Origin of the sequence: Neisseria sp. Ec49-e6-T10 (assembly GCF_051132615.1) — a bacterium.
Taxonomy (GTDB): Bacteria; Pseudomonadota; Gammaproteobacteria; order Burkholderiales; family Neisseriaceae.
Window position 1 is genome coordinate 2,752,782 of sequence record NZ_CP152375.1, and the last position, 24,246, is coordinate 2,777,027.

General features: G+C 36.8%; 22 protein-coding genes. 14 read left to right on the forward strand and 8 right to left on the reverse strand.

The annotated features are described in order from the left end of the window. The first annotated feature begins 68 nt into the window (after nt 1-68). Both hutH and AADH04_RS13750 read left to right on the forward strand, forming a co-directional pair. Nucleotides 69-1,601 (forward strand): histidine ammonia-lyase, encoded by a 1,533-nt coding sequence (hutH, locus tag AADH04_RS13745; RefSeq protein ID WP_434777839.1) that lies wholly within the window; start codon nt 69-71, stop codon nt 1,599-1,601. 131 nt (nt 1,602-1,732) lie between these two features. Then, the gene (locus AADH04_RS13750) at nt 1,733-3,193 is read left to right on the forward strand and encodes an amino acid permease (RefSeq protein WP_434777840.1); all 1,461 of its coding nucleotides are present in this window, start codon (nt 1,733-1,735) and stop codon (nt 3,191-3,193) included. A 54-nt stretch (nt 3,194-3,247) separates the two neighbouring features. Here the strand turns inward: AADH04_RS13750 and AADH04_RS13755 are convergent, their stop codons facing one another. After that, nucleotides 3,248-3,841, reverse strand: a complete 594-nt coding sequence (locus AADH04_RS13755) for a HutD/Ves family protein (protein ID WP_434777841.1) — start codon at nt 3,839-3,841, stop codon at nt 3,248-3,250. 279 nt (nt 3,842-4,120) lie between these two features. Here AADH04_RS13755 and hutC point away from each other — a divergent pair, with 279 nt between their 5' ends. The 8 genes from hutC to AADH04_RS13795 all read left to right on the forward strand — a co-directional run bounded on the left by hutC (nt 4,121) and on the right by AADH04_RS13795 (nt 13,136). Then, nucleotides 4,121-4,867, forward strand: a complete 747-nt coding sequence (gene hutC, locus AADH04_RS13760; RefSeq protein WP_434777842.1) for a histidine utilization repressor — start codon at nt 4,121-4,123, stop codon at nt 4,865-4,867. 246 nt (nt 4,868-5,113) lie between these two features. Then, nucleotides 5,114-6,784 (forward strand): urocanate hydratase, encoded by a 1,671-nt coding sequence (gene hutU / locus AADH04_RS13765; RefSeq protein ID WP_434777843.1) that lies wholly within the window; start codon nt 5,114-5,116, stop codon nt 6,782-6,784. Nucleotides 6,785-6,980: 196 nt separating this feature from the next. Further along, nucleotides 6,981-8,228 (forward strand): imidazolonepropionase, encoded by a 1,248-nt coding sequence (hutI, locus tag AADH04_RS13770; RefSeq protein WP_434777844.1) that lies wholly within the window; start codon nt 6,981-6,983, stop codon nt 8,226-8,228. 28 nt (nt 8,229-8,256) lie between these two features. Continuing rightward, nucleotides 8,257-9,228, forward strand: a complete 972-nt coding sequence (hutG, locus tag AADH04_RS13775) for a formimidoylglutamase (RefSeq protein WP_434777845.1) — start codon at nt 8,257-8,259, stop codon at nt 9,226-9,228. Between the two features lie 99 nt (nt 9,229-9,327). Beyond that, nucleotides 9,328-10,227 carry a glutamate formimidoyltransferase gene (gene ftcD, locus AADH04_RS13780; RefSeq protein ID WP_434777846.1) on the forward strand — a complete coding sequence of 300 codons (900 nt, stop codon included), beginning with the start codon at nt 9,328-9,330 and terminating at the stop codon, nt 10,225-10,227. Between the two features lie 57 nt (nt 10,228-10,284). Beyond that, nucleotides 10,285-11,961, forward strand: a complete 1,677-nt coding sequence (locus tag AADH04_RS13785) for a formate--tetrahydrofolate ligase (RefSeq protein WP_434777847.1) — start codon at nt 10,285-10,287, stop codon at nt 11,959-11,961. Between the two features lie 11 nt (nt 11,962-11,972). Then, on the forward strand, nt 11,973-12,599 hold the full coding sequence (locus tag AADH04_RS13790; RefSeq protein WP_434777848.1) for a cyclodeaminase/cyclohydrolase family protein: 627 nt from the start codon (nt 11,973-11,975) through the stop codon (nt 12,597-12,599). 180 nt (nt 12,600-12,779) lie between these two features. After that, nucleotides 12,780-13,136 carry a hypothetical protein gene (locus AADH04_RS13795; protein WP_434777849.1) on the forward strand — a complete coding sequence of 119 codons (357 nt, stop codon included), beginning with the start codon at nt 12,780-12,782 and terminating at the stop codon, nt 13,134-13,136. A 52-nt stretch (nt 13,137-13,188) separates the two neighbouring features. Here AADH04_RS13795 and AADH04_RS13800 read toward each other — a convergent pair whose 3' ends face one another. Continuing rightward, nucleotides 13,189-14,862 carry a sigma-54 interaction domain-containing protein gene (locus AADH04_RS13800; protein WP_434777850.1) on the reverse strand — a complete coding sequence of 558 codons (1,674 nt, stop codon included), beginning with the start codon at nt 14,860-14,862 and terminating at the stop codon, nt 13,189-13,191. 385 nt (nt 14,863-15,247) lie between these two features. Here AADH04_RS13800 and AADH04_RS13805 point away from each other — a divergent pair, with 385 nt between their 5' ends. Beyond that, nucleotides 15,248-16,789, forward strand: coding sequence for an HAL/PAL/TAL family ammonia-lyase (locus tag AADH04_RS13805; RefSeq protein WP_434777851.1), 1,542 nt, complete (start codon nt 15,248-15,250; stop codon nt 16,787-16,789). A 99-nt stretch (nt 16,790-16,888) separates the two neighbouring features. Next, a complete protein-coding gene (locus tag AADH04_RS13810; protein WP_434777852.1) occupies nt 16,889-18,460 on the forward strand; it encodes a BCCT family transporter in 1,572 nt (523 codons plus the stop codon). Nucleotides 18,461-18,583: 123 nt separating this feature from the next. On the opposite strand, the gene AADH04_RS13815 is transcribed toward AADH04_RS13810, so the two are convergent. The 5 genes from AADH04_RS13815 to AADH04_RS13835 are packed head-to-tail and all read right to left on the reverse strand — an operon-like array spanning nt 18,584 to nt 22,285. Continuing rightward, a complete protein-coding gene (locus tag AADH04_RS13815; RefSeq protein WP_434777853.1) occupies nt 18,584-20,653 on the reverse strand; it encodes a heavy metal translocating P-type ATPase in 2,070 nt (689 codons plus the stop codon). Between the two features lie 9 nt (nt 20,654-20,662). Further along, nucleotides 20,663-20,956, reverse strand: coding sequence for a hypothetical protein (locus AADH04_RS13820; protein WP_434777854.1), 294 nt, complete (start codon nt 20,954-20,956; stop codon nt 20,663-20,665). Then, nucleotides 20,940-21,251, reverse strand: a complete 312-nt coding sequence (locus tag AADH04_RS13825) for a hypothetical protein (protein ID WP_434777855.1) — start codon at nt 21,249-21,251, stop codon at nt 20,940-20,942. Before AADH04_RS13825 ends, AADH04_RS13820 begins: the two co-directional genes overlap by 17 nt. Nucleotides 21,252-21,257: 6 nt before the next feature. Then, the gene (locus tag AADH04_RS13830; RefSeq protein ID WP_434777856.1) at nt 21,258-21,941 is read right to left on the reverse strand and encodes a hypothetical protein; all 684 of its coding nucleotides are present in this window, start codon (nt 21,939-21,941) and stop codon (nt 21,258-21,260) included. A 2-nt stretch (nt 21,942-21,943) separates the two neighbouring features. Next, a complete protein-coding gene (locus tag AADH04_RS13835; RefSeq protein ID WP_434777857.1) occupies nt 21,944-22,285 on the reverse strand; it encodes an HMA2 domain-containing protein in 342 nt (113 codons plus the stop codon). 230 nt (nt 22,286-22,515) lie between these two features. Here AADH04_RS13835 and AADH04_RS13840 point away from each other — a divergent pair, with 230 nt between their 5' ends. Next, on the forward strand, nt 22,516-22,884 hold the full coding sequence (locus AADH04_RS13840) for an HMA2 domain-containing protein (protein ID WP_434777858.1): 369 nt from the start codon (nt 22,516-22,518) through the stop codon (nt 22,882-22,884). Between the two features lie 94 nt (nt 22,885-22,978). Here the strand turns inward: AADH04_RS13840 and AADH04_RS13845 are convergent, their stop codons facing one another. Continuing rightward, nucleotides 22,979-23,542: an isoprenoid biosynthesis glyoxalase ElbB gene (locus tag AADH04_RS13845; protein WP_434777859.1), complete on the reverse strand. Its 564-nt coding sequence runs from the start codon at nt 23,540-23,542 to the stop codon at nt 22,979-22,981. A 338-nt stretch (nt 23,543-23,880) separates the two neighbouring features. On the opposite strand from AADH04_RS13845, the gene AADH04_RS13850 reads away from it, so the two are divergent. Next, nucleotides 23,881-24,195: an ArsR/SmtB family transcription factor gene (locus AADH04_RS13850; protein ID WP_434777860.1), complete on the forward strand. Its 315-nt coding sequence runs from the start codon at nt 23,881-23,883 to the stop codon at nt 24,193-24,195. Nucleotides 24,196-24,246 lie beyond the last annotated feature (51 nt).

The window sequence follows — 24,246 nt, forward strand, 5'->3', positions numbered from 1 at the left end:
AATATCTAAAGATGTGTATAAATTCTCTTAATTTTGGTTTTTTTAAAGAAATAGAAAGGGCTTCATCCATGGAACAAATAACTATTTATCCTGGCAAATTAAATATAGCTCAAATGCGTTCTGCGTATTGTCATCCAATTAAGGTGCAATTAAGTAAAGATGCAGAAGAACGTATTGAACGTAGTGTTAAATGTGTCAATGATGTTATTGAAAACAATAGAGTCGTTTATGGCATTAATACAGGTTTTGGATTGTTGGCCTCAGAGCGTATCAGTAACGATGATTTACAGTTATTGCAACGTTCTATTGTTTTGTCCCATGCCGCTGGTGTTGGTGAGCCTTTGGAAGATAATTTAACCCGTTTAATTATGCTGTTAAAAGTAAACAGCTTATCTCGAGGCTATTCTGGTGCGCGTTTAGAAGTCATCAATACCATTATTAAGTTGATTAATGCAGAAGTTTACCCTGAAATTCCTTGTAAGGGTTCTGTTGGTGCCTCGGGTGACTTAGCTCCATTGGCTCATATGAGTTTGGTATTAATTGGTGAGGGCTTTGCTTATCATCAAGGTAAAAGGGTTACTGGAAAAGAAGCTTTAGAAATTGCAGGGGCAAAACCAGTTGTATTGGCTGCAAAAGAGGGGTTGGCTTTGCTTAACGGTACTCAAGTATCCACAGCTTATGCGTTGAAAGGTTTATTTAAGGCAGAAGAGTTATTTGCTGCTTCAATTGGTTGTGGTGCTTTAACTGTTGAGGCCAGTTTAGGGTCTCGCAGCCCATTTGATCCGCGTATTCAAGAGGCACGTGGGCAACAAGGACAAATTGATGCAGCTGCTTGTTATCGACATGTATTAGGTGCGCAAAGTGAGTTCTCTGTTTCTCATAAAAATTGTTCAAAAGTACAAGATCCTTATTCTTTACGCTGTCAACCACAAGTATTGGGCGCTTGTTTAACCCAAATTAGAAACTCTGCGGCAATTTTAGAGGTAGAAGGTAATGCCGCATCAGATAATCCGCTTATTTTTACTGATAATGGTGACATTATTTCAGGTGGTAACTTCCATGCCGAGCCAGTTGCAATGGCAGCAGATAATCTTGCTTTAGCGATTGCAGAGATGGCTTCTATTTCAGAAAGAAGAATTTCTTTGATGATGGATACCCATTTATCACAATTGCCACCATTCCTAGTTGAAAATGCTGGGGTGAACTCAGGTTTTATGATTGCTCAGGTTACTGCCGCAGCATTGGCCAGTCAAACAAAAACTTTGGCTTTTCCTTCTAGCGTGGATAGTTTACCTACCTCAGCTAATCAGGAAGACCAAGTGTCTATGGCGCCTAATGCAGGTAGACGTCTATGGGAAATGGCTGAAAATGTGCGCAATATCTTAGCCATTGAATGGTTGGCTGCTTGTCAAGGAATGGACTTTAGAAAAAGTTTAAAATCTACTCCTGTTTTAGAAGAGTTAAGAACAACCTTGAGAAGTAAAGTGGCACATTATGATAAAGATCGTTTCTTTGCGCCAGATATTGAGGCTGCAAGCAATCTAATTGAAGAGGGTAGCTTTAATCATATCTTGCCTAAAGAGATCCTACCAAGTCTTTAAATCCGTAAAAGCTGTATTACACAACTAGTAGAAATTTGATTGATGTTTTTCATCAAATAAATTGGGTAGAACACACAAGTTTCTACTAGTGGCTGACTGTGCTTCAAAATTCTATTGGGAGGAATTTCGACATGAGTAACACGCAAGGTAATTTAAAGCAGGGATTGAATCAAAGACATATATTATTTATTGCTCTAGGCTCCGCAATTGGAACAGGGCTTTTTTATGGTTCTGCTAAAGCCATTCAATTAGCAGGGCCTTCAGTTATTTTCGCTTATCTTCTGGCTGGTGCTGCAGTATTTATCGTGATGAGGGCTTTAGGAGAAATGGTTCTTCATAAGCCATTACCTGGGTCTTTTGGTGGATATGCCAGCCATTATATGAATCCTTTAGCAGGTTTTATTACAGGTTGGACTTATATCATTGAAATGGTCTTGGTGTGTATCGCTGATGTGATTGCCTTTTCCATTTATATGGGGCTATGGTTTCCAAATGTTGAGCCTTGGCTTTGGTCTTTAGGCATTACTTTAATCATTGCTGGTTTGAATTTATGTGCCGTTAAAATGTTCGGTGAGTTGGAGTTTTGGCTGTCATTAATTAAAGTGGTGGCTATTTGTGCCATGATTTTAGGCGGGGCGTATATTATTTTCTTCGGTTATAGTTCAGCCACTGTTGATGGACAGATTGTGAACCATGTGGGTACAGGTATTTCTAATTTATGGTCTCATGGTGGGTGGTTTCCAAATGGTATTTCGGGGTTTGTTACCGCTTTTGCTGTGGTAATGTTTGCTTTTGGTGGTATTGAAATTATTGGTTTAACTGCTGCTGAAACACAGGATCCAGAAAAAAATATTCCTCGTGCCATTAACAGTGTGCCTTCTCGGATCTTGATTTTTTATGTAGGTACAATGTTTGTGTTAATGTCTATTTATCCTTGGAATGAAATTACGGGAGAAAGTAGCCCTCTGGTTCAAATATTTGGTAGCCTTGGTATTTCGTCTGCTGCGCATATTTTAAATGTGGTGGTGATTACTGCTGCTGTGTCTGCAATTAACAGTGATTTATTTGGTGCGGCACGTATGATGTATGGTTTATCAAAACATAGACATGCCCCTGATTCTTTTGGTCGAATTTCCAAGTCTGGTGTGCCTGTTGCACCTGTTATTGTTATGTTGGTAATGATGCTTATTGGTGTGGTATTAAATAAGTATTTTCATGAGCAATTATTCTTTATTGTTGCAGCAATGGCAACATTTGCTACAGTATGGGTATGGTTGATGATTTTATTGTCCCACTATTGTATGCGTAAAAAAATGTCGGCTGAAGAAGCTAAAACATTAAAGTTCCCCATTCCTTTATGGCCAGTTGCACCAATTGCAGCAATAGGGTTTTTAATTTTTACCATTATTTTATTGGGTTTTGATAAAAGCACTATCTGGGCATTGGTTTGTGGTATTGTGTGGATTGTATGGTTAACTGTATATTATTTTGTCTTTGTTAAAGGAAAAGAAATACCTTTAACAACTTTGGCAGAAGGTGAAGAATTAGTGCCATTGGAAAAGAACGAAGATACACAAGAGCATAAAGATTAAAAAGTTGTGAACCAGAAAAGACTGATTGAGCCAACGCCAATCAGTCTTTTTGTTTTATATTTTGGACAGTTCAATCACACAACAAAAATGGTTCTGATTTGCTTGAGTAATAAGATCAAATTGTTTGAGTGACTCATTTTGAGTCATAAAAAGAGTCTCATGTTTTCCTAATGTTTCATTAAATTGATTGGTTTTAATCGTCATTGAGTCACAGACAGAAAATATCAAAATAGTTTGTGCTTGGGAGCAAAAGCGTTGGATTTCATTAATATTCAACCATTGGCATCTGGCTCTATATTTTTGTGGTGCATAAATTAAATTAAAATCTGTTACTGGATCTTTTAATAAAGTACATTGTGTTTGGCTGGCGCCATCAAAAGCGAAAGCGGTGAATGGGTATAATTTTTCTTCTGATTGATCATCAATTGCTAAATGAATGCCTTCTCCTTCCAATACGCTAATGACGCGTTGATAGCCTGAAAAATCAGAAAAAGAACCATTTTGATCAACTTGTGCCATAGAAATACGCCAATTGAAAGAGCCCTCTTGGCATTGTGTCGTATCTTTTGCTATTTCATAAGTATAGCCTTTGCCATTCTTCCACAGCATTTTCGTGTAATCTTGTTGTTTCAGTAGAGAATAAATCATGATTACCTCCATTTTTGTTTAAATGTATATACCACTAAAAATAGTAATCTATTTTAATTGAAAAACAAGAATGATCAAGAGGTATGAATGACCTTTATATAAAGTGTATGTATATATTGTTGTCTACATATTCAAATATGTAATAAATGTGTGATTAAAGAAACAATAGGGGCTTTATAAATAAAGTATTGTTTTGAATTTATAGTAAAATTTTTAATTTAAAAACAATATTCGTGCTATTATCGGGCAGTCTGAAATACAATTACAGAAAATATGTCTATGGCCCGTGATCCTCTTATCTCTGCTAATACATTACAACAACAGCAACCTGTTCCTCTTTATTTGCAAATTAAAAGAATGATTATGCAAAAAATCTATTCAGGTGAATGGGGAGCCAACCACAATATTCCATCGGAAAAAGAATTAACCAATATGTTTGATGTCAGTAGAATGACTGTGAATCGTGCCTTAAGGGAATTAACGGCTCAAGGTGTATTGGTTCGGGTACAAGGTGTGGGGACTTTTGTTTCTGAAAATAAAGGTGAGTCGGCGCTGATGTCTGTACGTAATATTGCAGATGAAATTAAATCCTTAAATCATGAGCATAAGGTAGAAGTTATTTTATTGGAAAAATGTTTTGCTACTGCTGAGTTGGCGGCTAGTTTTGACATTATGGCCGGTCAAGTTGTTTTTCATTCTATGATTGTGCATTACGATAATGATGTGCCTGTACAGTTAGAAGATCGTTTTGTTAACAGTATGGTGGCACCAGAGTACTTAAATCAAGATTTTAAAAAACAAACACCGTATACTTATTTAACCGCAGTTGCACCTTTAACCGAGGGTGAGCATATCGTTGAAGCCGTGTTGGCTACGGAAGAAGAGGCTGCATGGTTGCAAATTCTTCAAGTAGAGCCTTGTTTACAAATTAGACGAAAAACTTGGTCTCACCAGTCTATGGTTACCAGCGCACGTTTACTTTACCCTGGTTCTCGTTACCGTTTGGAAGGACATTTTTATTCGTAAAAATATTTCTTTTTTTATTGCTGATAATTGCCCCAAATTACCCTATTTTTTATGCACTAAAAAAGGGGTAATTTTTTTTAAGATCAGTTAGTTATAAAAAAATGATTAAAAATATGCTTATTTTTTAATTTTTTACTTGTATATACATGACTGTATATGGTATAAATGCAGATAATTAGTGTTTTAAACCAGTCGTTTATCATTGCATTTATTAAACATAGTGTTGTTAATAATAGGAGAGTAATCATGGTTGACCAAAATAGATACAGAGATGTTGAGATTCGTGCCCCGCGCGGCAATAAGTTAACGGCAAAAAGCTGGTTAACGGAAGCACCTTTGCGTATGTTAATGAACAATCTTGACCCTGATGTCGCTGAAAATCCTAAAGAGTTAGTTGTTTATGGTGGTATTGGACGTGCAGCCAGAAACTGGGCTTGCTACGATAAAATTGTGGAAACCTTAACCAACTTAGAAAAAGATGAAACCTTATTGGTACAATCAGGTAAGCCTGTTGGTGTGTTTAAAACCCACGAAAATGCACCAAGAGTGTTAATTGCTAACTCAAATCTAGTTCCACATTGGGCAACATGGGAACACTTCAATGAACTTGATGCTAAAGGTCTAGAGATGTACGGTCAAATGACCGCTGGTAGTTGGATTTATATTGGTAGCCAAGGTATTGTCCAAGGTACTTATGAAACTTTTGTTGAAGCAGGTCGCCAGCATTACAATGGTAGCCTTAAAGGCCGTTGGGTATTAACTGCTGGTTTAGGTGGTATGGGTGGTGCTCAGCCATTGGCTGCAACATTAGCGGGTGCTTGTTCTTTGAACATTGAATGTCAACAAGCCAGTATTGATTTTCGTTTACGTACTCGTTACGTTGACGAACAAGCTAAAGATCTTGATGACGCATTAGACCGCATCAAGCGTTATACTGCAGAAGGCAAAGCCATTTCAATTGCATTGTTTGGTAATGCTGCAGAAATTTTACCAGAATTGGTTCGTCGTGGTGTTCGTCCAGATATGGTTACTGACCAAACAAGTGCACATGATCCGTTACATGGTTACTTACCTATTGGTATGACTTGGGAAGAGTATGTTCAAGAAGGTAAAGTAAACCCAGAAAAAATAGTTAAAGCCTCTAAACAGTCTATGGCAAAACATGTACAAGCAATGTTAGATTTCCAAAAAATGGGTGTGCCTACTTTTGATTATGGTAATAACATTCGTCAGATGGCCAAAGAAGAAGGGATAGAAAACGCGTTTGATTTCCCAGGTTTTGTGCCTGCATATATTCGTCCATTATTCTGTCGTGGTATTGGTCCATTCCGTTGGGCTGCTTTATCTGGCGATCCTGAGGATATTTATAAAACAGATGCAAAAGTAAAAGAGTTAATTCCAGATGATGCTCATTTGCACAATTGGTTAGATATGGCTCGTGAGCGTATCAGTTTCCAAGGCTTACCTGCTCGTATTTGCTGGGTTGGTTTAGGTTTGCGTGCTAAATTAGGTTTGGCATTTAATGAAATGGTTCGTTCAGGAGAGTTAAGTGCACCAGTTGTGATTGGTCGTGACCATTTAGATTCTGGTTCAGTCGCCAGTCCAAACCGTGAAACAGAGTCAATGCAAGATGGTTCTGATGCTGTGTCTGATTGGCCATTGTTGAATGCTTTGTTGAATACTGCCGGTGGTGCAACATGGGTTTCTTTACATCACGGTGGTGGTGTAGGCATGGGCTATTCTCAACATTCAGGTGTTGTGATTGTTTGTGATGGCACTGATGAAGCGGCACAAAGAATTGCGCGTGTATTGCATAATGATCCAGCAACAGGTGTGATGCGTCATGCTGATGCAGGTTATGAAATTGCTATTGAGTGTGCCAAAGAAAAAGGCCTAAATTTACCGATGATTCGTTAAATTTAATAATGATAACGCTGCTTGCTTAATAGTGTAGGCAGCTTTTAATAGGGGAAGTGTGGTATTCATTTCTTCCCCTGTTTATAAAATGACTTAGAAGTGAATTTATTTAATAAAATTTTAGCCAGTTTTATTGCATAAATTTAATTTTCAGATGTAAATTAAATGATTCTGACAAGAAACTTAAGGTGAATATATGAGCAAATCCTTTAAGCTACAAGATACTGATACTGTTTGGATTAATGGCGTTCTAGCTACTATGGATAAGGATGTTGACGAACAATATGGTTTATTAAAGGATCATTGTATCGTCACCCGATCAGATAAAATCGCCGCAATTTTACCAAAAGATCAATTAAATACAACTTTATACAGTCATGTTATTGATTTGGAAGGGGCAATTGTTACACCTGGCTTGATTGATTGCCATACTCATTTGGTTTTTGGGGGGAATCGAGCTCAGGAGTGGGAAAAACGTTTAAATGGCATCAGTTACACTGAAATAGCCAAAGAAGGTGGTGGCATTAACTCAACAGTAAGTGCAACCAGAACCGCCGATTTTGGTAGTCTATATCAAGTAAGTTATAAGCGGTTAAGAGCATTGGCTGATGAGGGGGTTACAACTGTTGAAATTAAATCAGGTTATGGTCTTGATTTAGCTAATGAGCGTAAACAGTTAGAAGTCGTTAGGGCTTTGAAAAATACCTGTGAAGTAGATATTTCACCAACTTTGCTTTCTGCACATAGTGTTCCTCCAGAATATAAAGATCATTCTGACGAATACCTTGATGAAATATGTCAAACAATTTTGCCTACGCTTTGGCAAGAGCAATTATTTGAATCTGTTGACGTATTTTGTGAAAATATCGCTTTTAGTCTTGCGCAAACAAAAAAATTATTTAAAACAGCACAAAGTTTGGGTATTCCTGTTAAAGCACATGCAGAGCAATTATCTAATTTAGGTTGTAGCGCTTTGGTTGCTCAGTTTAACGGTTTATCTGTCGATCATATTGAACATTTAGATGAAAGCAGCATTGCCGCTTTAAGTGAAAAGCGCACTATAGCAACTTTACTACCCTGTGCTTTTTACTTTTTAAAAGAAACAAAAGTGCCACCAATTGATTTACTCAGACAGTATAAAGTACCAATGGCCGTTTCAACTGACTTTAATCCTGGAACAAGCCCATTTGCTTCTATTCGTTTAGCCATGAATATGGCGTGTACTCAATTTGGTTTAACGCCAGTGGAAGCTTTAGCTGGTGTCACTCGGAATGCCGCACAAGCGTTAGGACGTGAACACACTCATGGACAGTTAAAAGCTGGCTATCAGGCTAATTTTGCTGTTTGGGATGTTCAAGCTCCGGTTGAAATATTTTATGAGTTAGGGCGTAACCCACTCATTCGAAGAGTATTTAATGGTAAGGTTTCTTGTTTAATGAAATAACACACACCTAGGAGATAGGAAAAATAATATGGCTACCTGGAGCCCTGTTTCAACAAAAATTTGGCGAGGACGAGATGATTCATTAGAAAGCACCGTTGCTCGCCGTTTATTTCAGACCATACAAATTGCGCATACTTTTACTCCTCAGTATTTTAGAAATCAGGTTGCTTTATTGGGGTTTGAGTGTGACGAAGGGGTTAGATTAAATAAAGGACGTCCAGGAGCGAAAGAGGCGCCGGATTTCATTAGAAAAGCTATGGCAAACCTTGCTGCACATTTAGACCACGATAAAATAGTTGATTTGGGTAATTTAGAAGCGGCAGAAAATGGTTTAGAGCATGCACAATCTGTTTTAGCTGAACATATTCGCCAATGTCACCAATGGAATATGAAAACGGTTGTTTTAGGTGGTGGCCATGAAACTGCGTATGGGCATGGTTTAGGGGTATATCATGCTTATCCAAATGCAAAAATAGGCATCATTAATTTTGATGCACATTTGGATATCAGGAAAACTAAGCAAGCATCTTCTGGTACACCATTCAAACAGTTGGCTGATTATTGTATTGAAGCACAACGTCCATTTAATTATATGTGTGTTGGGGCTAATTTGTCGACGAATACACAAGCTCTTTTAGATGTTGCTCAAGAGTTGGATGTACAAATTCTATGGGATACAGAGTGTCAACAGGCAAATTTCCCTAGTGTGGTTGAACGGGTCAACAAGTTTATTGATTCGGTTGATATAGTGTACTTAACCATAGATTTAGATGCGTTACCATCAAATACCATGAGTGCTGTTTCTGCTCCCGCAACTTTGGGGGTTCAGTTTCACTTTTTATTGGCATTGGCTGAAGAAATAAAAAACAGCAAAAAAGTAAGGGCCGTTGATTTCGTTGAATATAATCCAAGCCTTGATACACAAGCTTTATGTGCAAAAGTTGCCGCTAGGTTTGTGTGGCAAATGTGCTTGGGGTGGTGTACTGATTATTCGGAATAATGTAATTTGAATAAATAATGATATTTTAAGAATGAACCAGTTTTTCCTTGTTGTATTTTTTAATTAAATGGTTTTATCGAACTGAAAGGGTGTTCCATCATGGCTAAATTAGTAGAGTGTATTCCCAATTTTAGTGAAGGACGTGATCAAGCAGTTATTGATGCATTAGTTAAAGAAGCAAAAAGCGTTTCTGGCGTGACCTTGTTAGATTACTCATCTGATGCAAGTCACAATCGCAGCGTTTTTACATTAGTCGGTGATCCAGATGGTATTGCAGAAGTAGCTTTTCGCTTGTGCAAATTGGCTAGTGAAAAAATTGATATGACCAAACATTCTGGAGAACACCCTCGTATGGGGGCAACAGATGTGATTCCTTTTGTGCCAGTAAAAGACATCAGTGCAGAAGAGTGTGTGGAAATTTCTAAAAAAGTAGCTGAACGCATTTATAACGAATTGAAAATCCCTAGTTTCTTATATGAAGATTCAGCAAGAAGAGAGTCTCGTCGCAACTTGGCTGCTGTCCGTAAAGGACAATTTGAGGGTATGCCAGAAAAACTACAGCAAGAAGAATGGGCACCTGATTTTGGTGAGCGTAAAATCCATCCAACTGCTGGTATTACTGCTATCGGCGCTAGAATGCCATTAGTTGCCTTTAATATTAATCTAAGCACTTCTGATATCAATATTGCTAATGCTATTGCCAAAACCATTCGTGCATCTAGTGGTGGATTTAAATACTGTAAAGCAATTGGTGTGATGCTAGAAGATAGAAATGTAGCCCAAGTATCAATGAATATGGTCAATTATGAAGGCACACCACTTTATCGTGTGTTTGAAGTGGTTCGAGCAGAAGCTGCACGTTGGGGCGTTCATATCATTGGCAGTGAAGTAATTGGATTAACACCTGCAAAAGCACTGGTTGATTGTGCTGAATACTATTTGAAAATTGAAAACTTCGATTACGCAAAACAAGTCCTTGAAAATCATTTGTTGGGCTAAATTGTATTCCCTCTGTCATACAGAGGGAATAGTCTCATAACAATAGGAGTGGGTGAAATGAGTATTAAAAGTGATATTGAAATTGCACAAGAAGCAAAAATAGAAAATATAAAAAATATTGCAACATCAATTGGTATTGAGGACAAATACATTGAATTGTATGGTAATACCAAAGCAAAAATCAGTTACAACTTACTGAAAGACAAACAAGATACGCCAGATGGTAAATTGATTTTGGTTTCTGCTATTTCTCCAACACCAGCAGGTGAAGGTAAAACCACTACAACAGTAGGTTTGGCTGATGGTTTACGTAAAATTGGTAAAAAATCAATTGTTGCTTTAAGAGAGCCTTCTTTAGGTCCAGTTTTTGGTGTCAAAGGTGGTGCTGCTGGCGGTGGTTATGCGCAAGTTTTACCAATGGAAGACATTAATTTACATTTTACTGGTGACTTTCATGCCATTGGTGCAGCCAATAATCTATTAGCTGCATTGATTGATAATCATATTTTTCAAGGAAACCAATTAGGCATTGATTGCCGTAGAATTACTTGGAAACGTGTTGTTGATATGAATGATCGCCAATTACGTAATATCGTCAATGGTATTGGTGGTCGCGTAAATGGTGTGCCTCGCGAAGATGGTTTTGATATTACTGTTGCATCAGAAGTGATGGCTGTATTTTGCTTAGCCAACGATATTGAAGACTTAAAAGCACGTTTAGCCAAAATTGTTGTGGCTTATACCCGTGAAGAGCATCCAATTACTGTGGGTATGCTAAACGCGCAAGGTGCAATGGCTGCTTTGTTAAAAGACGCGATTAAACCTAATTTAGTGCAAACCTTGGAACAAACACCTGCCTTTATTCATGGTGGCCCTTTTGCCAATATCGCTCATGGTTGTAATTCAATCATTGCTACAAAAATGGCCCTAAAACTAGGTGACTACGCAGTTACCGAAGGTGGATTTGGTGCAGATTTAGGTTTAGAGAAATTAATTGACATTAAATGTCGTATGGCAGGTTTAACACCATCAGCTGTTGTTGTTGTGGCAACTGTTCGAGCTTTGAAACATCATGGTGGAGCAGCCAAAGATAAATTAGGTCAAGAAGATCTGGTTGCTTTAGAAAAAGGCTTACCAAACCTATTGCAACATATCGAAAACATTAAGACTGTGTTTGGTTTGCCTGCTGTTGTGGCGATTAACCGTTTCCCAACAGACTCCGAAGCCGAATTAAAACTGGTTGAAGATAAATGTAAAGAGCTTGGTGTGAATGTTGCTTTATCTGAAGTGTGGAGTAAAGGCGGGGAAGGTGGTATTGAATTGGCCAAAGAAGTTGTGCGTTTGTGTGAAGAGCCAAATAACTTCTCTTATTGTTATGACTTGGATATGTCTTTAGAAGACAAATTAAACGCTATTGTCAAACGTATTTACCGTGGTGATGGTGTAGAGTTTACTGCTGAGGCGAAAAAACAATTGGCTTTGTTCAATAATCTAGGTTTTGATAAGTTACCGATTTGTATGGCAAAAACGCAGTATTCTTTCTCTGATAATCCTGCTTTATTGGGTGCACCTCGTAACTTTAAAATCACCATTAAAAACCTAAAATTATCTGCTGGTGCAGGCTTCATTGTGGCATTAACTGGCGATATTATGACAATGCCTGGTTTACCAAAAATTCCTGCTTCAGAAAGAATTGATGTGGACGCTTTAGGTAATATTTCAGGTTTATTTTAAAGGATAAAGTAATGAAACTTGTTGATTATACATTAAGTGGTTTTACCGATTTATTGGCCTCTGATGCGCCTGCACCAGGTGGTGGTTCTGCTGCTGCGTTAGAAGGAGCAATAGGTATTGCTTTAACAAAAATGGTGGGTTCTTTAACAGTTGGCAAAGCCAAATATGAAGAACATCAAGCATTTGTTGTTCAGCTAATCGAAGAAGCAGAAAAAATCAAAAATGATTTTATTGATGTTATTGACCGAGATACCGAAGCGTTTAATGGCGTAAGTGCGGTTTTCAGTATGCCTAAAGAAACGGATGCAGATAAAGCTAAAAGAAAAGAAGCGATGCAAACAGCGCTTAAAGCTTGTACCAAAACACCTTATGAAATGATGTGTTTTGCTCAAGCCGCTATTGAGCTTACTGCTAAAGCTGTTGATAAAACCAACACCAATGCTGCCAGCGACTTAGGTGTGGCTGCTTTAAGTTTAAAAGCAGCGGTTCAAGGTGCATGGTTAAATATCTTGATTAATATTTCTGGTATTCAGGATCAGGCTTTTGTAGAAGAGTATCGTAAAAATGGTGAAGCTATTTTGGCTAAAGCTTTACCTATGGCTGATCAAATTTATGAAACAGTATTAAAAAGCCTATAAGCTTGTTTTGTTTTTCGTCAGATGCCTGTTATGCAGGCATCTTTTTTTATTTTTGCGTATATCTATTAAAAATAGAGCTTTTGTGCTAGATTTGCAAACCCAAATATTCAATTTGGTATTTTGATATAATATAAATAGTAAATTATGGGGATTATAATGAAATATTTAATTACAGTAATAATGAGTTTTCTTCTATTTACAGGTTGTGCTATGCAGGAGCCTATTTACAATGCTCAAAGTAAAGTACCTGCTGGTTTAACTGTAAAACAAGTAGAAAAAGCAATTTTAGACGCACAACAAAGTAACCGTGGTTGGGTGCTTAAAAAAAGAAGCGATAATTTAATAGAGGGTAAATTGCTTAATAGAGGGTTTTTAGTTACTGTTCGTATTCCTTATTCAGCAACAGACTATCGTATTGAATATGTATCAAGTCAAGGCCTAGATGTTGAAAATGGTAAGATTCATCGCAATTATAATAGATGGATTAATAATTTGGATCATGATATTCAATTCAAATTATTACAAGCTGAAGAGTAATTGTTGTTGATTTTTAATATGATTAAAATGCCTCTAAATGTAGAGGCATTTTTTATACAATAATGCCAAGTTTTTTGATTCTATATTGGAGGCTTTGTCTGCTTAATGCTAATTGTTGGGCAGATTTGCTAATATTAAATCGATTTTGTGTTAATACCCGTTCAATAATATTTTTTTCTACTTGTTCTAAAGCATCATGTAAAGAGGCTTCTGTTAAATCACTCTCAGGTAAACTTTCTAATAAATGGTGATTTTCTACAAGATGATTAATTTTTTGTTGTTTTAAAGTTTGGAATTGTTTGGGTAAATGAATTAATTCTATTCTGTCCCCTTCAATAGTATTGAGGATGTAATCCAATACATTAAATAATTCCCGCACATTTCCAGGCCATTGATATTTTTGGAAGAGCGCTAATACTTTAGGGGAAATATATTTGATGTTTTTAATATAACGCCCAATATTTTTAGAAAGATAAAAATCAATTAATTCATTAATATCGTCCAAACGATTTCGAAGAGGAGGGATCTCAACAGTCACTGTTGATAAACGGAAAAATAAGTCTTTGCGTAAAATATTTTGTTCAATTAAGCCTGTTAGATCCTCATTACAAGAAGAAATAAAGCGTACATTTGTTTGAATGTCTTTGTTGCTCCCTATACGGCGTACTGAACCTTCTTGAATGACCCTTAATAATTTAGATTGCATAGCCAAACTCATTGAGTTTAATTCATCTAAAAATAATGTGCCTCCATCAGCTTCTTCAATTAACCCTGCTTGGTCTACACTGCCCGTAAAGGAGCCTTTGGTTGTCCCGAAGAACATGCTTTCAATTAAAGTTTCTGGTACTGCTGCACAGTTAATGGCCACAAATTTTTTCTTATGACGATCACTGGCTTTATGAATGCTTTGTGCAAAAATTTCTTTGCCTGTACCTGTTTCTCCTACAATTAAAACATTACAGTCTTGCTGAGCCATTTTTTTAGCTAAAGTAACAGATGCCAGTAATTCTTTATTGCTGCCAATAATGTCACTAAAGTGATAACCATTAAATTTACGTGGGTGTAAAGTATTGTTTTTTTCGTTAATGGTTTTCTTGATGTTTTTTAATTCATCTATTTGGTTGCCGATGGTTTCTAGGTCTTGCTCAAAAACAACAGCACCAATTAGATCATTCTCCTCAAAAATAGGGTAAGCAGTATTTATAGAAATAATACCCGTTCCCTTTGTTGATTTAAAATTATCAAAACGATTGGTTACTGGCGCTCGGGTTCTAAGAGTGGTCATGACTGTGCTGATGTCTTCTTCTACATCATATAAATCAAATAAGTGCTTACCTGTTACATTTAAATGATTAGGAATAGCCGATATTTTCCTGCTGGTATTATTAATATAAGTAAGTGAAGCATTTTGATCATAAATTTGAATACCATTTAATATCTTATCTAAAGTGAATTCATATAGACTTTCTTTCTTATTTTCCTTCTTGAGTAATATATAGGATGTTTTATCAGAACAAGAGAGATTTAAATAATCAAAACGCTCTTGCTTCCAAACAAGTATCGGGTGATCTTTGTGGAGTGTAAATTTTGAAATGTGAAAAAAATTTTGATTGATATATGTTAGCCATTCAGCTGCATACAGTTTCTCTAAAGAAGTATTTTCCCAATGAATTGAGTTAATACACTGTTCATTGTCTAGCTCAATCCAAATATCGATTAAAGACATGATGTTTTTCCTTTAAATCTTTAAAAATAGTGCAAAATTTTTTTGCGCAAAAAAATTATAGAAATATTTATTTTTTTTGCGAATAGCAAAATTTTTTTGCATATGAATTTATTTTGTATCGTATACATAAGTCAATATCTTGGCAATATTTTTTTAAATTATTTTTAAAAACAATGATTTTAAAAATAATTTATCATGGTTATAAAAAAAACGTATCTTTGGCATGAAATTTGCTACTAATAGATATAGATTAACTATTCTCTATAAATGGTTAAAGAAACATCAGCCGTTAAATAACACGCACAAGAATGTTGTTGTTTGATTACATAACCAAATGATCGTTAAAACTGCTTAAGACAGTGATCATTTTTCAGGGAGGCTTGTTGTGAATAAAACAAAGAGTGAAAAAGAGGTGGTACTTGGACAGAGGATTGATCTGGAAACATTTATTTCAGTCGCTCGTTTCGGTGCAAAAGTAACGTTCTCACAAGCATACTGTGAGCGAGTGAATCGATCTCGTGCCTTAGTTGAACAATGGGTTGATGAAGGTCGAGTGATGTACGGGATTACAACGGGTTTTGGTGCTTTATGTACAAAAGCAATTTCTAAAGAAGAAACCGCTCGTCTACAAGAAAACATTATCTTATCGCATTCAACATCAGTTGGAGAGCCTTTTACTTGTGAACAAGCTAGAGCAACCATGTTAATGGTTTTACAAAATCTGGGGCAAGGGTTCAGTGGTGTTCGTTTACTGATTTTAGAAAAATACCGTGAATTCCTGAATAAAGGTGTGACTCCTTGGATGCCTCGTGAAGGCTCTGTTGGTTATTTAAGCCCAGAAGCACATATGGCATTGGTTCTAACTGGTATGGGACAAGCATATTTTGAGGGTGTTTTATTACCAGCTCAAGAAGCTTTAAAAAAAGCGCACATTGAGCCAATAGCACTCAGTTCAAAAGAAGGTTTAGCACTTATTTCAGGAACCACTTCAGTAACCGCTTTAGGTGCCTTGGCATTATATGATATGTTACAGGCTGCTAAATCAGCTGATATTATTGGTTCAATGAGCTTAGAAGCTTTAAAAGGCATTATTAAAGCTTTTGATGAAAGAGTTATGTCGATTCGTCCGCATATTCATCAAACTCAGACTGCTGCTAATGTTCGAAATATTTTGTCTGATTCTGAAATTATTCACCATTATAAAGACAGCAGAATACAAGATGCTTTATCTTTGCGTTGTATTCCCCAACTGCATGGTGCTGTTAAAAAAACGCTAAATGACGCTTTAGTGACAATAGAAACAGAAATCAATGCGTGTTGTGATAATCCTATTATTTGGCCTGATGAGCAAAACCCTGATGTGATTTCGGCATGTAATCCAGACTCTGCTTATGTTGGCCTTGCGATGGATTCAGCGTGTATTGCTTCTACCATGTTGGCAAAAATGTCAGAGCGTCGTAATAACCGCTTAATAGATGAAAGCTTATCTGGTTATCCATGTTTTCTTATTAAAGAGCCTGGTCTAAATTCAGGACTCATGATTCCTCAATATACACAAGCTGGGTTACTTAATGATATGCGTATTTTATCAACCCCTGCGACTATTGATGGTACACCTACTTGTGCCAATCAAGAAGACTATGTTGCTATGGGTTATAACGCATCAAAAAAGGCTGTCAGTATTGTTGAAAAATTAGAATATATTCTAGCAATAGAACTATTGTCTGTTTATACAGCGCAAGGATTTTTGGATGCTGATTTAAAACGCAGTAGCGCCACTTTAAATGTGTTTGATGAGTTGACTCAAACCATTCCGCCACTTGAACAAGATGTGTATTTATTTCCATATATTAATTACTTAAAAGACCTCATTCACTCAGGAAGATTAGTTGCTCTAGTAGAAGAAAAAACAGGGCCTCTTCAATAGAGTCTTGCTTTTTTTGATCAGAAAACGTTTTTAATTTTAATGTTTTGGTTTTAATTTTAAATGTACTAAACAGTAGCTTAGAACAAAGGGAGCGGTATTATGTCTGAAAATAACAGTGCTCAACGTAAAGAGGTAAGATGGGGTGTTTTTATTCCATTATTCATTTTTATTTTGGCAGCAGTGCTTATTGGTATTTTCAATAATGCATTACTATTAGAATACTCTAAATCATTTTTTAACTGGTCATTGCAATCTTTTGGATGGTTATATCAATGGATTTCTATGATCGCGCTGGTTGTCGTTTCTGTTTTGGCTTTTTCAAAATATGGTGATATTCGTATTGGTGGTAAAAATGCCAAAGCAAAGTTTTCTTTTGCTAAATGGTTTGGTATGGCTCTAAGTAGCGGTATTGCTACTGGCTTGATTACTTATGGTGTAAATGAACCGATTATTTATTTTGGTAATGTTTATGGGGAGCTTAATACGTTAGGCGTGACACCAGGAGAACATCAAACTGCGATTTGGTCTTTGGCTAGGGTATTTTATAACTGGAGTTTTGTTCCCTATGCTATGTATACTCTTGCAGGTGTTGCTGCAGCTTATATGTACTATAATCGGAAAGAACGTCTTTCAGTTTCTTCTACCTTAAGACCGCTTTTTGGTCGACATATGGATAAAAAGGGGGCTGCCAGTGTCATTGATACCCTAGCTTCTTTAGCCATTATTTTAGGCTTGTCGTCAGGTTTAGGTACTGGCTTGGCTTTGGTTATTACTGGCTTAAAAATGGTTTACGATGTTGATGTAGGTATCCCAACTTGGATTATTTTAGGGGCAGCCACAACATTCGTGTTTACTTTTTCTTCTTATATTGGTTTGGATAAAGGTTTTAAAATTCTGGCTGATATTAAAAGTAAGCTGTTATATGTATTATTAATCTTACTATTTGTGTGCGGTCCTACCATTTACATCTTGCGCACTTCTACTGCAGGTATGGCCGTTTGGTTGGATAATTTCTTCTTATGGGGGCTTGACCCAATTGATATTGGTGGTGAGGCCTTAACTCAATGGTGGACTTTGTTTGATTGGGCTGTGTGGATTGCTTATGCTCCTTTAATGGGTTTATTCCTTGCGATGATTTCTTATGGTAGAACCATTCGTCAGTTTATTATTATTAACTGGATTTTACCTTCCATTTTTGCACTGGTTTGGTTTGGTGTATGGGGTGGAACAGGTTTGAATTTACAAGAAACTGGTGCCGTAGATTTGGTTGGGGTGATTAAAGAAAATGGTGCTGTTGCTGGTCTTTGGACATTCTTGCAAAATTTACCTTTACATTTAGGTGTGGTTATTATCCCTGTTTTATTGGTGTTAAGTTTGTTTGCTTATGCAGTTGCCGCGAACAGTATGACTACAACCATTGCGGGTATGTGTATGAAAAATGTCCCCATTGGAGAAGAAGCTCCAGCATATCAAAGGATTGTTTGGGGGGTGTTAATTGGTTCTATTTCCATTATCATGGGCGCTTTTGGTGGTGGTGCACAAGGTATTGATGGCATTAAATACTTAGCGGCAGCAGGGGGATTTTCTGTCTTGTTTGTCTTTGCTCTTCAGGTTGTATCAATTATTAAAATGTTTTTTGTTGATAAAATTGTGGAGGATGTTGAACCTTAATCCACAGCTTTAAGATATGAGAAAAAGCCAAAAGGAACATTTAGTATTCCTTTTGGCTTTTTAGTTATAAAGGCATTAGCCATTGAATGCGTTTGCTAAGATGATCTTAATAAGAACTCGCAATTATTTCTTGGATCCATTTCGTGCCAAAAGAGCCCGTAGCAGTACACTGATGGTGGTTCCATTGTGTAATAAGGCGCTACTAGCGGGAGATAGATGTCCTAACGCTGCTGCCAACATAATGCCTGTATTGATCCATTCCGTAATTTTAATATTGCTGCTAACCAGTTTCATTGCTTCTAGGGCTAATTGCCTGGCTGTGAGTACTCCTATTAAAGAGTCTTGTAATAAGACTGCATCGGCAGCTTGTTGTGCCAGCTCAGTACTTTTTTGCATAGCAAGCCCAATATCTGCTTGAGTGAGTACGGGGGCATCATTGACACCATCACCAACAAACCAGACTTTTTTCCCTTGAGCTTGTAATTGTTTCACAATGTTTACTTTATCTTCAGGAGAAGCCTGAGCAATTACTTCATCTATGCCAAGAGTATCCCCTAATTCTTTTGCTTTACTGTATTTGTCACCCGTTAATAATACTGTGTGCTTAATGTTTAATTGTTTTAATTGTTTAATAACTTCAAAAGCTTCTTCTCTTATATGGTCTTTTAAGCCAATCATGCCACTTAAGCGGCCATCTAGGCTGATATAAAGTAAATGTCTGGCAGAATACTCATAAGGTTCTATTTGTGCTTCATAAGGGGCAAAGTCAATATCGTGATGTTTTTCTAAAAAGTGCCTACTGCCAATTACCATTGCATGTTCATCAAGTTCACACATTAGGCCATGGGCAATCACATATTCCACTTCTCCATGATCTATATGAGGCAAGTTATGTGTACCTGCAGCTTGCACAATAGCAGCTGCTAAAGGGTGATTACTGTGTTCTTCTACTGAGGCGGCAATGGCCAGTAAGTCTTCTGCCCAAACATGTTCAGAATCAAAACTCACGACATCAGTAACCAACATATCTCCATGGGTTAACGTACCTGTTTTATCAAATACAATAGTGTCAACGTCCGCTAATTGTTCTATGGCATGGCCACCTTTTAATAACAAGCCATTTTGTGCTGCACGGTACATAATTGATTTAAACGCAATTGGTGTGCTTAGTTTTAAAGCACATGAGTAATCAACTAAAAAAACAGATGCCAACCGATTGATGTCTTGAGTTAAAGCAAAAACAGAAGCACCTGCTGCCAGAGTAATCAATACTCGTCGATCAGCCATTTGTTGGGTAACTTGTTGGGTATAACTGCGTTGGCTCAATGAGTCGATAATAAATTGGCGAATATGTGCTGTACTGGATTCAGCGCCTACCTTTTCTGCCTGAACAACAATATTGCCTTCTTGTATGACTGTACCAGAATAAACCCAAGCTCCTTTGCTTCGTCTGACAGGTAGGCTTTCCCCAGTCATTGTTGCTTGGTTGATCAGAGCAAGGCCACTAATGATTGTGCCATCTGCAACAATCATATCTCCTGGACCAAGTATCATAAGGTCATTTTTACGTAGGTCATCAGTATTGATGTAGATTTCTTTATTTTTTCTTTTTATCCAAACTTTAGCTGATTTGGGGTGCATCAACTCAGTAAGTAATTCATCTGAACGTCGAGTTGTTTGTTGTTCCATATACTCACCGAAGGTCAGTAAAGACTGGGTGAGCATGGCTGTACGATAATCTTGCCGAAAAAGAGATAAGCTTAATGCTAAAGCATCCAATACTTCAACGGTAAGTTGTTTGTGTGAGAGTTCAGTAAAGCCTTCTATAATTGTAGGGGCAGTTAATGTCGCAGCAGTTAGAATGGCGATTTTTTTTGGTAAAAATTGCGTTGCAGCCAATCCAATAAGATTCATTAAATTGTCTGCGCCGCAGTATTCTGTTTCATACGCTGTTTGAGTGATATTTTCCCAAATAAGATTACTTAAGGCGTGCTGTAGCTGTTCTATAGATATTGTGTGAATATCATACTCAATGACCACTGAAGCAGCCTCTGGTCTAAGACGTACATTTTTAACACCTGTTAATGCAGCAAGATATAAATGTAACCCGCCAGCGGCGTGCTTATATTGTTTTAAATCAGGCACACGAAAACGTACACGTCCTGGAATTTGGTGTATGACAGAAACAGCCATCAAAATACCTTATTTTTTACGATAAAAATCAAGTTCCGCTTGTGCATCAGCTAAACGTTCTTTTAATTCTTCCACTTCACCACGTACAGAACCCCACATATTTTGTGCAGTTGAGCCGATGTTTTGTCGCACAGCTTTATTTGATAATAAATAAGCAACCGCCGCACCAGCAATAATCCCTGTAATTAAATGGCTGCGGTTATTGGCATTTTGATAAGCGGTTTGCTGTGGCTGATTTGGTGCCTGTGGGTAAGGAGGATAATAATAAGGATAAGGTGGGTATGCATTATTTTGGTTGCTCATTTTTGTTTCCTTTAATTGAATCAATTAAATATAAGCCCGCAGCAGCAGTACTTAATACAGTTAGCATGGTTAAAACAGGGCGTCCTGCTGTCGCATTGGCAACATACATTGCTGCTCCACTGACTACTCCTGCTTTTGCTGCGTCTTTAACGACTTTACACGTCGTTTCTTGAATGCTTTGTTCACCTTGTTGTTGGCGTTTCCAGTTTTCTACACCAGAAGCAATACCGCCAACCAAGGCTCCTGCAATCATGGCTCTGTTGTGTACTTTCAGTTGTGTACCGTTGTTACTCATGATGTTTTATTCCTCAGTTTTTGTTGTTGCAGTTTTAGTTGTCCGTGTTGTTCTTTTTGTTGCTGCTGTTTTTCTGGTTGTTTTAGCTGGTGTAGCTGATTTGGTGGCTACTTTTTTGGGTGCCGCTTGTTTTGCTTCTTTGTGCTCAGTAACTGATTGCTGAAAACCCTCTTTACCTGCTTTTAATGTGTCTCGAAAAATTTCACTGGAAGTTGTCACGGTTTCTTTTGCTGTATCTGCTGTATTAACTGCTGCATCTTTTACTTTAACACCAGCTGTTTTAAGTATGTCGCCTGCATTGAAAAACAAATTTAAGAAAGTTTGGCGTACATTTTCATTGCTTAAAATCAGCGCAGCTGCGGCACCAATCATCGCGCCTTTCCAAAATTCTTTATCGTCCACACCAATTGTACTGATGATATTTTTTAATAGGCCAGATTGCTCACCCATTAAATTATCAACCATCCCTTGTGCTTGTGCTGTGATATCAAATTGAGGAGCAGTCGCTTGTTGTTGAGGAGGGTTTTGTTGCGGCATCTGCATATTATTTGGTGGGTATGGATAAGGCCAAACTGGAGGCCAGCCATAACCTTGCATTTGTTGTTGCATATGCGGTGGGTATGGGTAACCAAAGGGCGGCATACCTTGAAAAGGGATATTTTGTTGTTCATTCTGATTATCGTGACTCATATTTATCTCTCTTTCTGATCAATGTAGGGTTCTACTAAAGACAGTAATGATGTTAGGGCTACTTGTGCCTGTTGAGTATTACTATTAAACAATTGTTCCAATAAATCGGGTGGAATGACCTGACTATCATATTCAATTAATAAGCTGCCTGTTGTTTGGTTTAGCTGGTAGCCATATAACGGTCCACTTTCCGAGCAATACTGATCAATTTGCGACAACTTGCCCTTGCTCAAAAAAGCCATTAACTTTTGATTAAATTTTAGACGAATTCGCCCAGGAATATGGTGTGCTAGATGTAAAGTGTTTTGTAATTGGTGTGACCAATGAGCAATATCTATGGCCATTATTATTCTCGTTGCATGGTTAATATAATGTTTGAAATATACACTATATTATATGAACGATACAAATTTTTATGCTTTTAAGTTGTACTAAATCAAATTGAATTTATACCAGAAAAGATAGGGGTATTATGCTTATAAATTTATTTAAGAAATACTGGACAAAATGCAAATATAAATGTAAATTGTTATCATTATCGATTCGTTTGTTAAATGAAAGGTGTGAAGCCAAAATGGTTCCTTATCTACATCATACTCAAGGTCGAATTCGTATTCGTTCAGAGTTTATTCAAAAAAACCCAGTTTTGATTAAACAACATATTCAATATATTAGTAAATTAAAGGGCATTCGTGAAGTGCTACACCGTCAGCGTTGTGGTTCGGTAACCATTTTATTTGATCACCACCAAGTAAAAGACAGTCATTTGCTTAAGAAAACAGAACAATTTGGCTGGATTAATGCAGATAAACAGCCTGATACCATTAATCAAACTATACAAAATGGTGCTAAAAAAGCAATCAAAGGGATTGTTTTAGGATCTGTAAAGCGCAGTTTTGGCGCGCCAGTTGCAATGGTTGTAGCAGCGGCAATGGGTAAGTGATTTATTCGATTTTTCATTGGATTTAAATAAAGGCTAAAGTTGATTCTTTAGCCTTTATTTTTAAGCATAAAATGAGTTGCTGAGTATTGTGTGATTATTTGAGTAAATTATTTAATCTTTCGATAGCCGCTTGAATACTGGAAAATACCTCGGCAGCAGAAGCATTTTCATACATATATGCTGTGGCTGTGACTAAGCGATATTTGGTATCAATATGGCATTGATTAATCGGTTTTTCAATATGTTCTACGCCCCAATTGTTTAAGATATTTAAAAAATCCATACTTTGAGCACGAGTGCCAAAAGTAATTTGTTGCCCAGTTTGGCCAAATTCTTTAACTGCCATAGCCAATAATAATGGTGCAGCACAGACACCAACAATAGGTTTTTTCTGTACCAGAGCTTCTTTTAGTACTTTCGCAATGTCAGGTAGCAAACGAGCATTGATGCCTTTAGTGAAAAAATCTGTAAAATTTTTCACTGTACCAAAGCCACCAGCTAAAACGATTGCTTCATATTTTGTTGTATAGAGTTTTGCCAACGATTCTATTCTTCCACGAGCAAGACGAGCAGATTCAACTAAAATAGTGCGTTCATCAGATTTGTGGTATCTGTTGTCGGTGATTAATGGTGCCCGCTTGAGGTCTATCTGGTGCAAAAAAACAGGAGAAAATCCTTTTTGTTGTAAAACGATGTTTAGGCCAAACGCTTCAGTAATTTCAGTACCATCTAAAAAGCCACAACCAGATAATATTAAAGCTATTTTTTATTGTTTACCATCTATTTCTCCAATAATTGTATATGAATTCATCAAGCCTTAACTGAGGAAAAAATTATACTGTAAAGTAAGTTGGATATCAGAAAAATATCTTTTTGTTGGATAAATTGATAATTTTTTTGTTTTGAATATTTGTTTTTTATTTTAAATCATATCGTTTTCCTTTTTTTTAAAAAATGTTGTTGACTTAATATAACTACATATATATATTTATAGTCATGAAAAAAGAATACTCATTAAACCTACCTAATCACTGGGAAGATACTGCCTTAATATTTGAGGCAATAGGTTCTCCCATTCGTCAACGTATCTTATTGATTTTTGAAAAGGATGAAGAATTAACCATAAAAGAGATTGCATCGTTATTTTCTATTAGTAGAACGTCTATTGTATTTCATTTGAATATATTGGAAAAAGCAGGCATTTTACAAAAACGCTCATTTGGTAGAGAAGCACTCTATAAATTAAATGCACAGCCATTGGCAGGGGCATTGGCGTTAGTGCTTCAATATATTAAAGAAGAAATAGAATAATTTTAATAAACATATTTAATGTAAACATATTGCTGATGTTATAGGCAAATT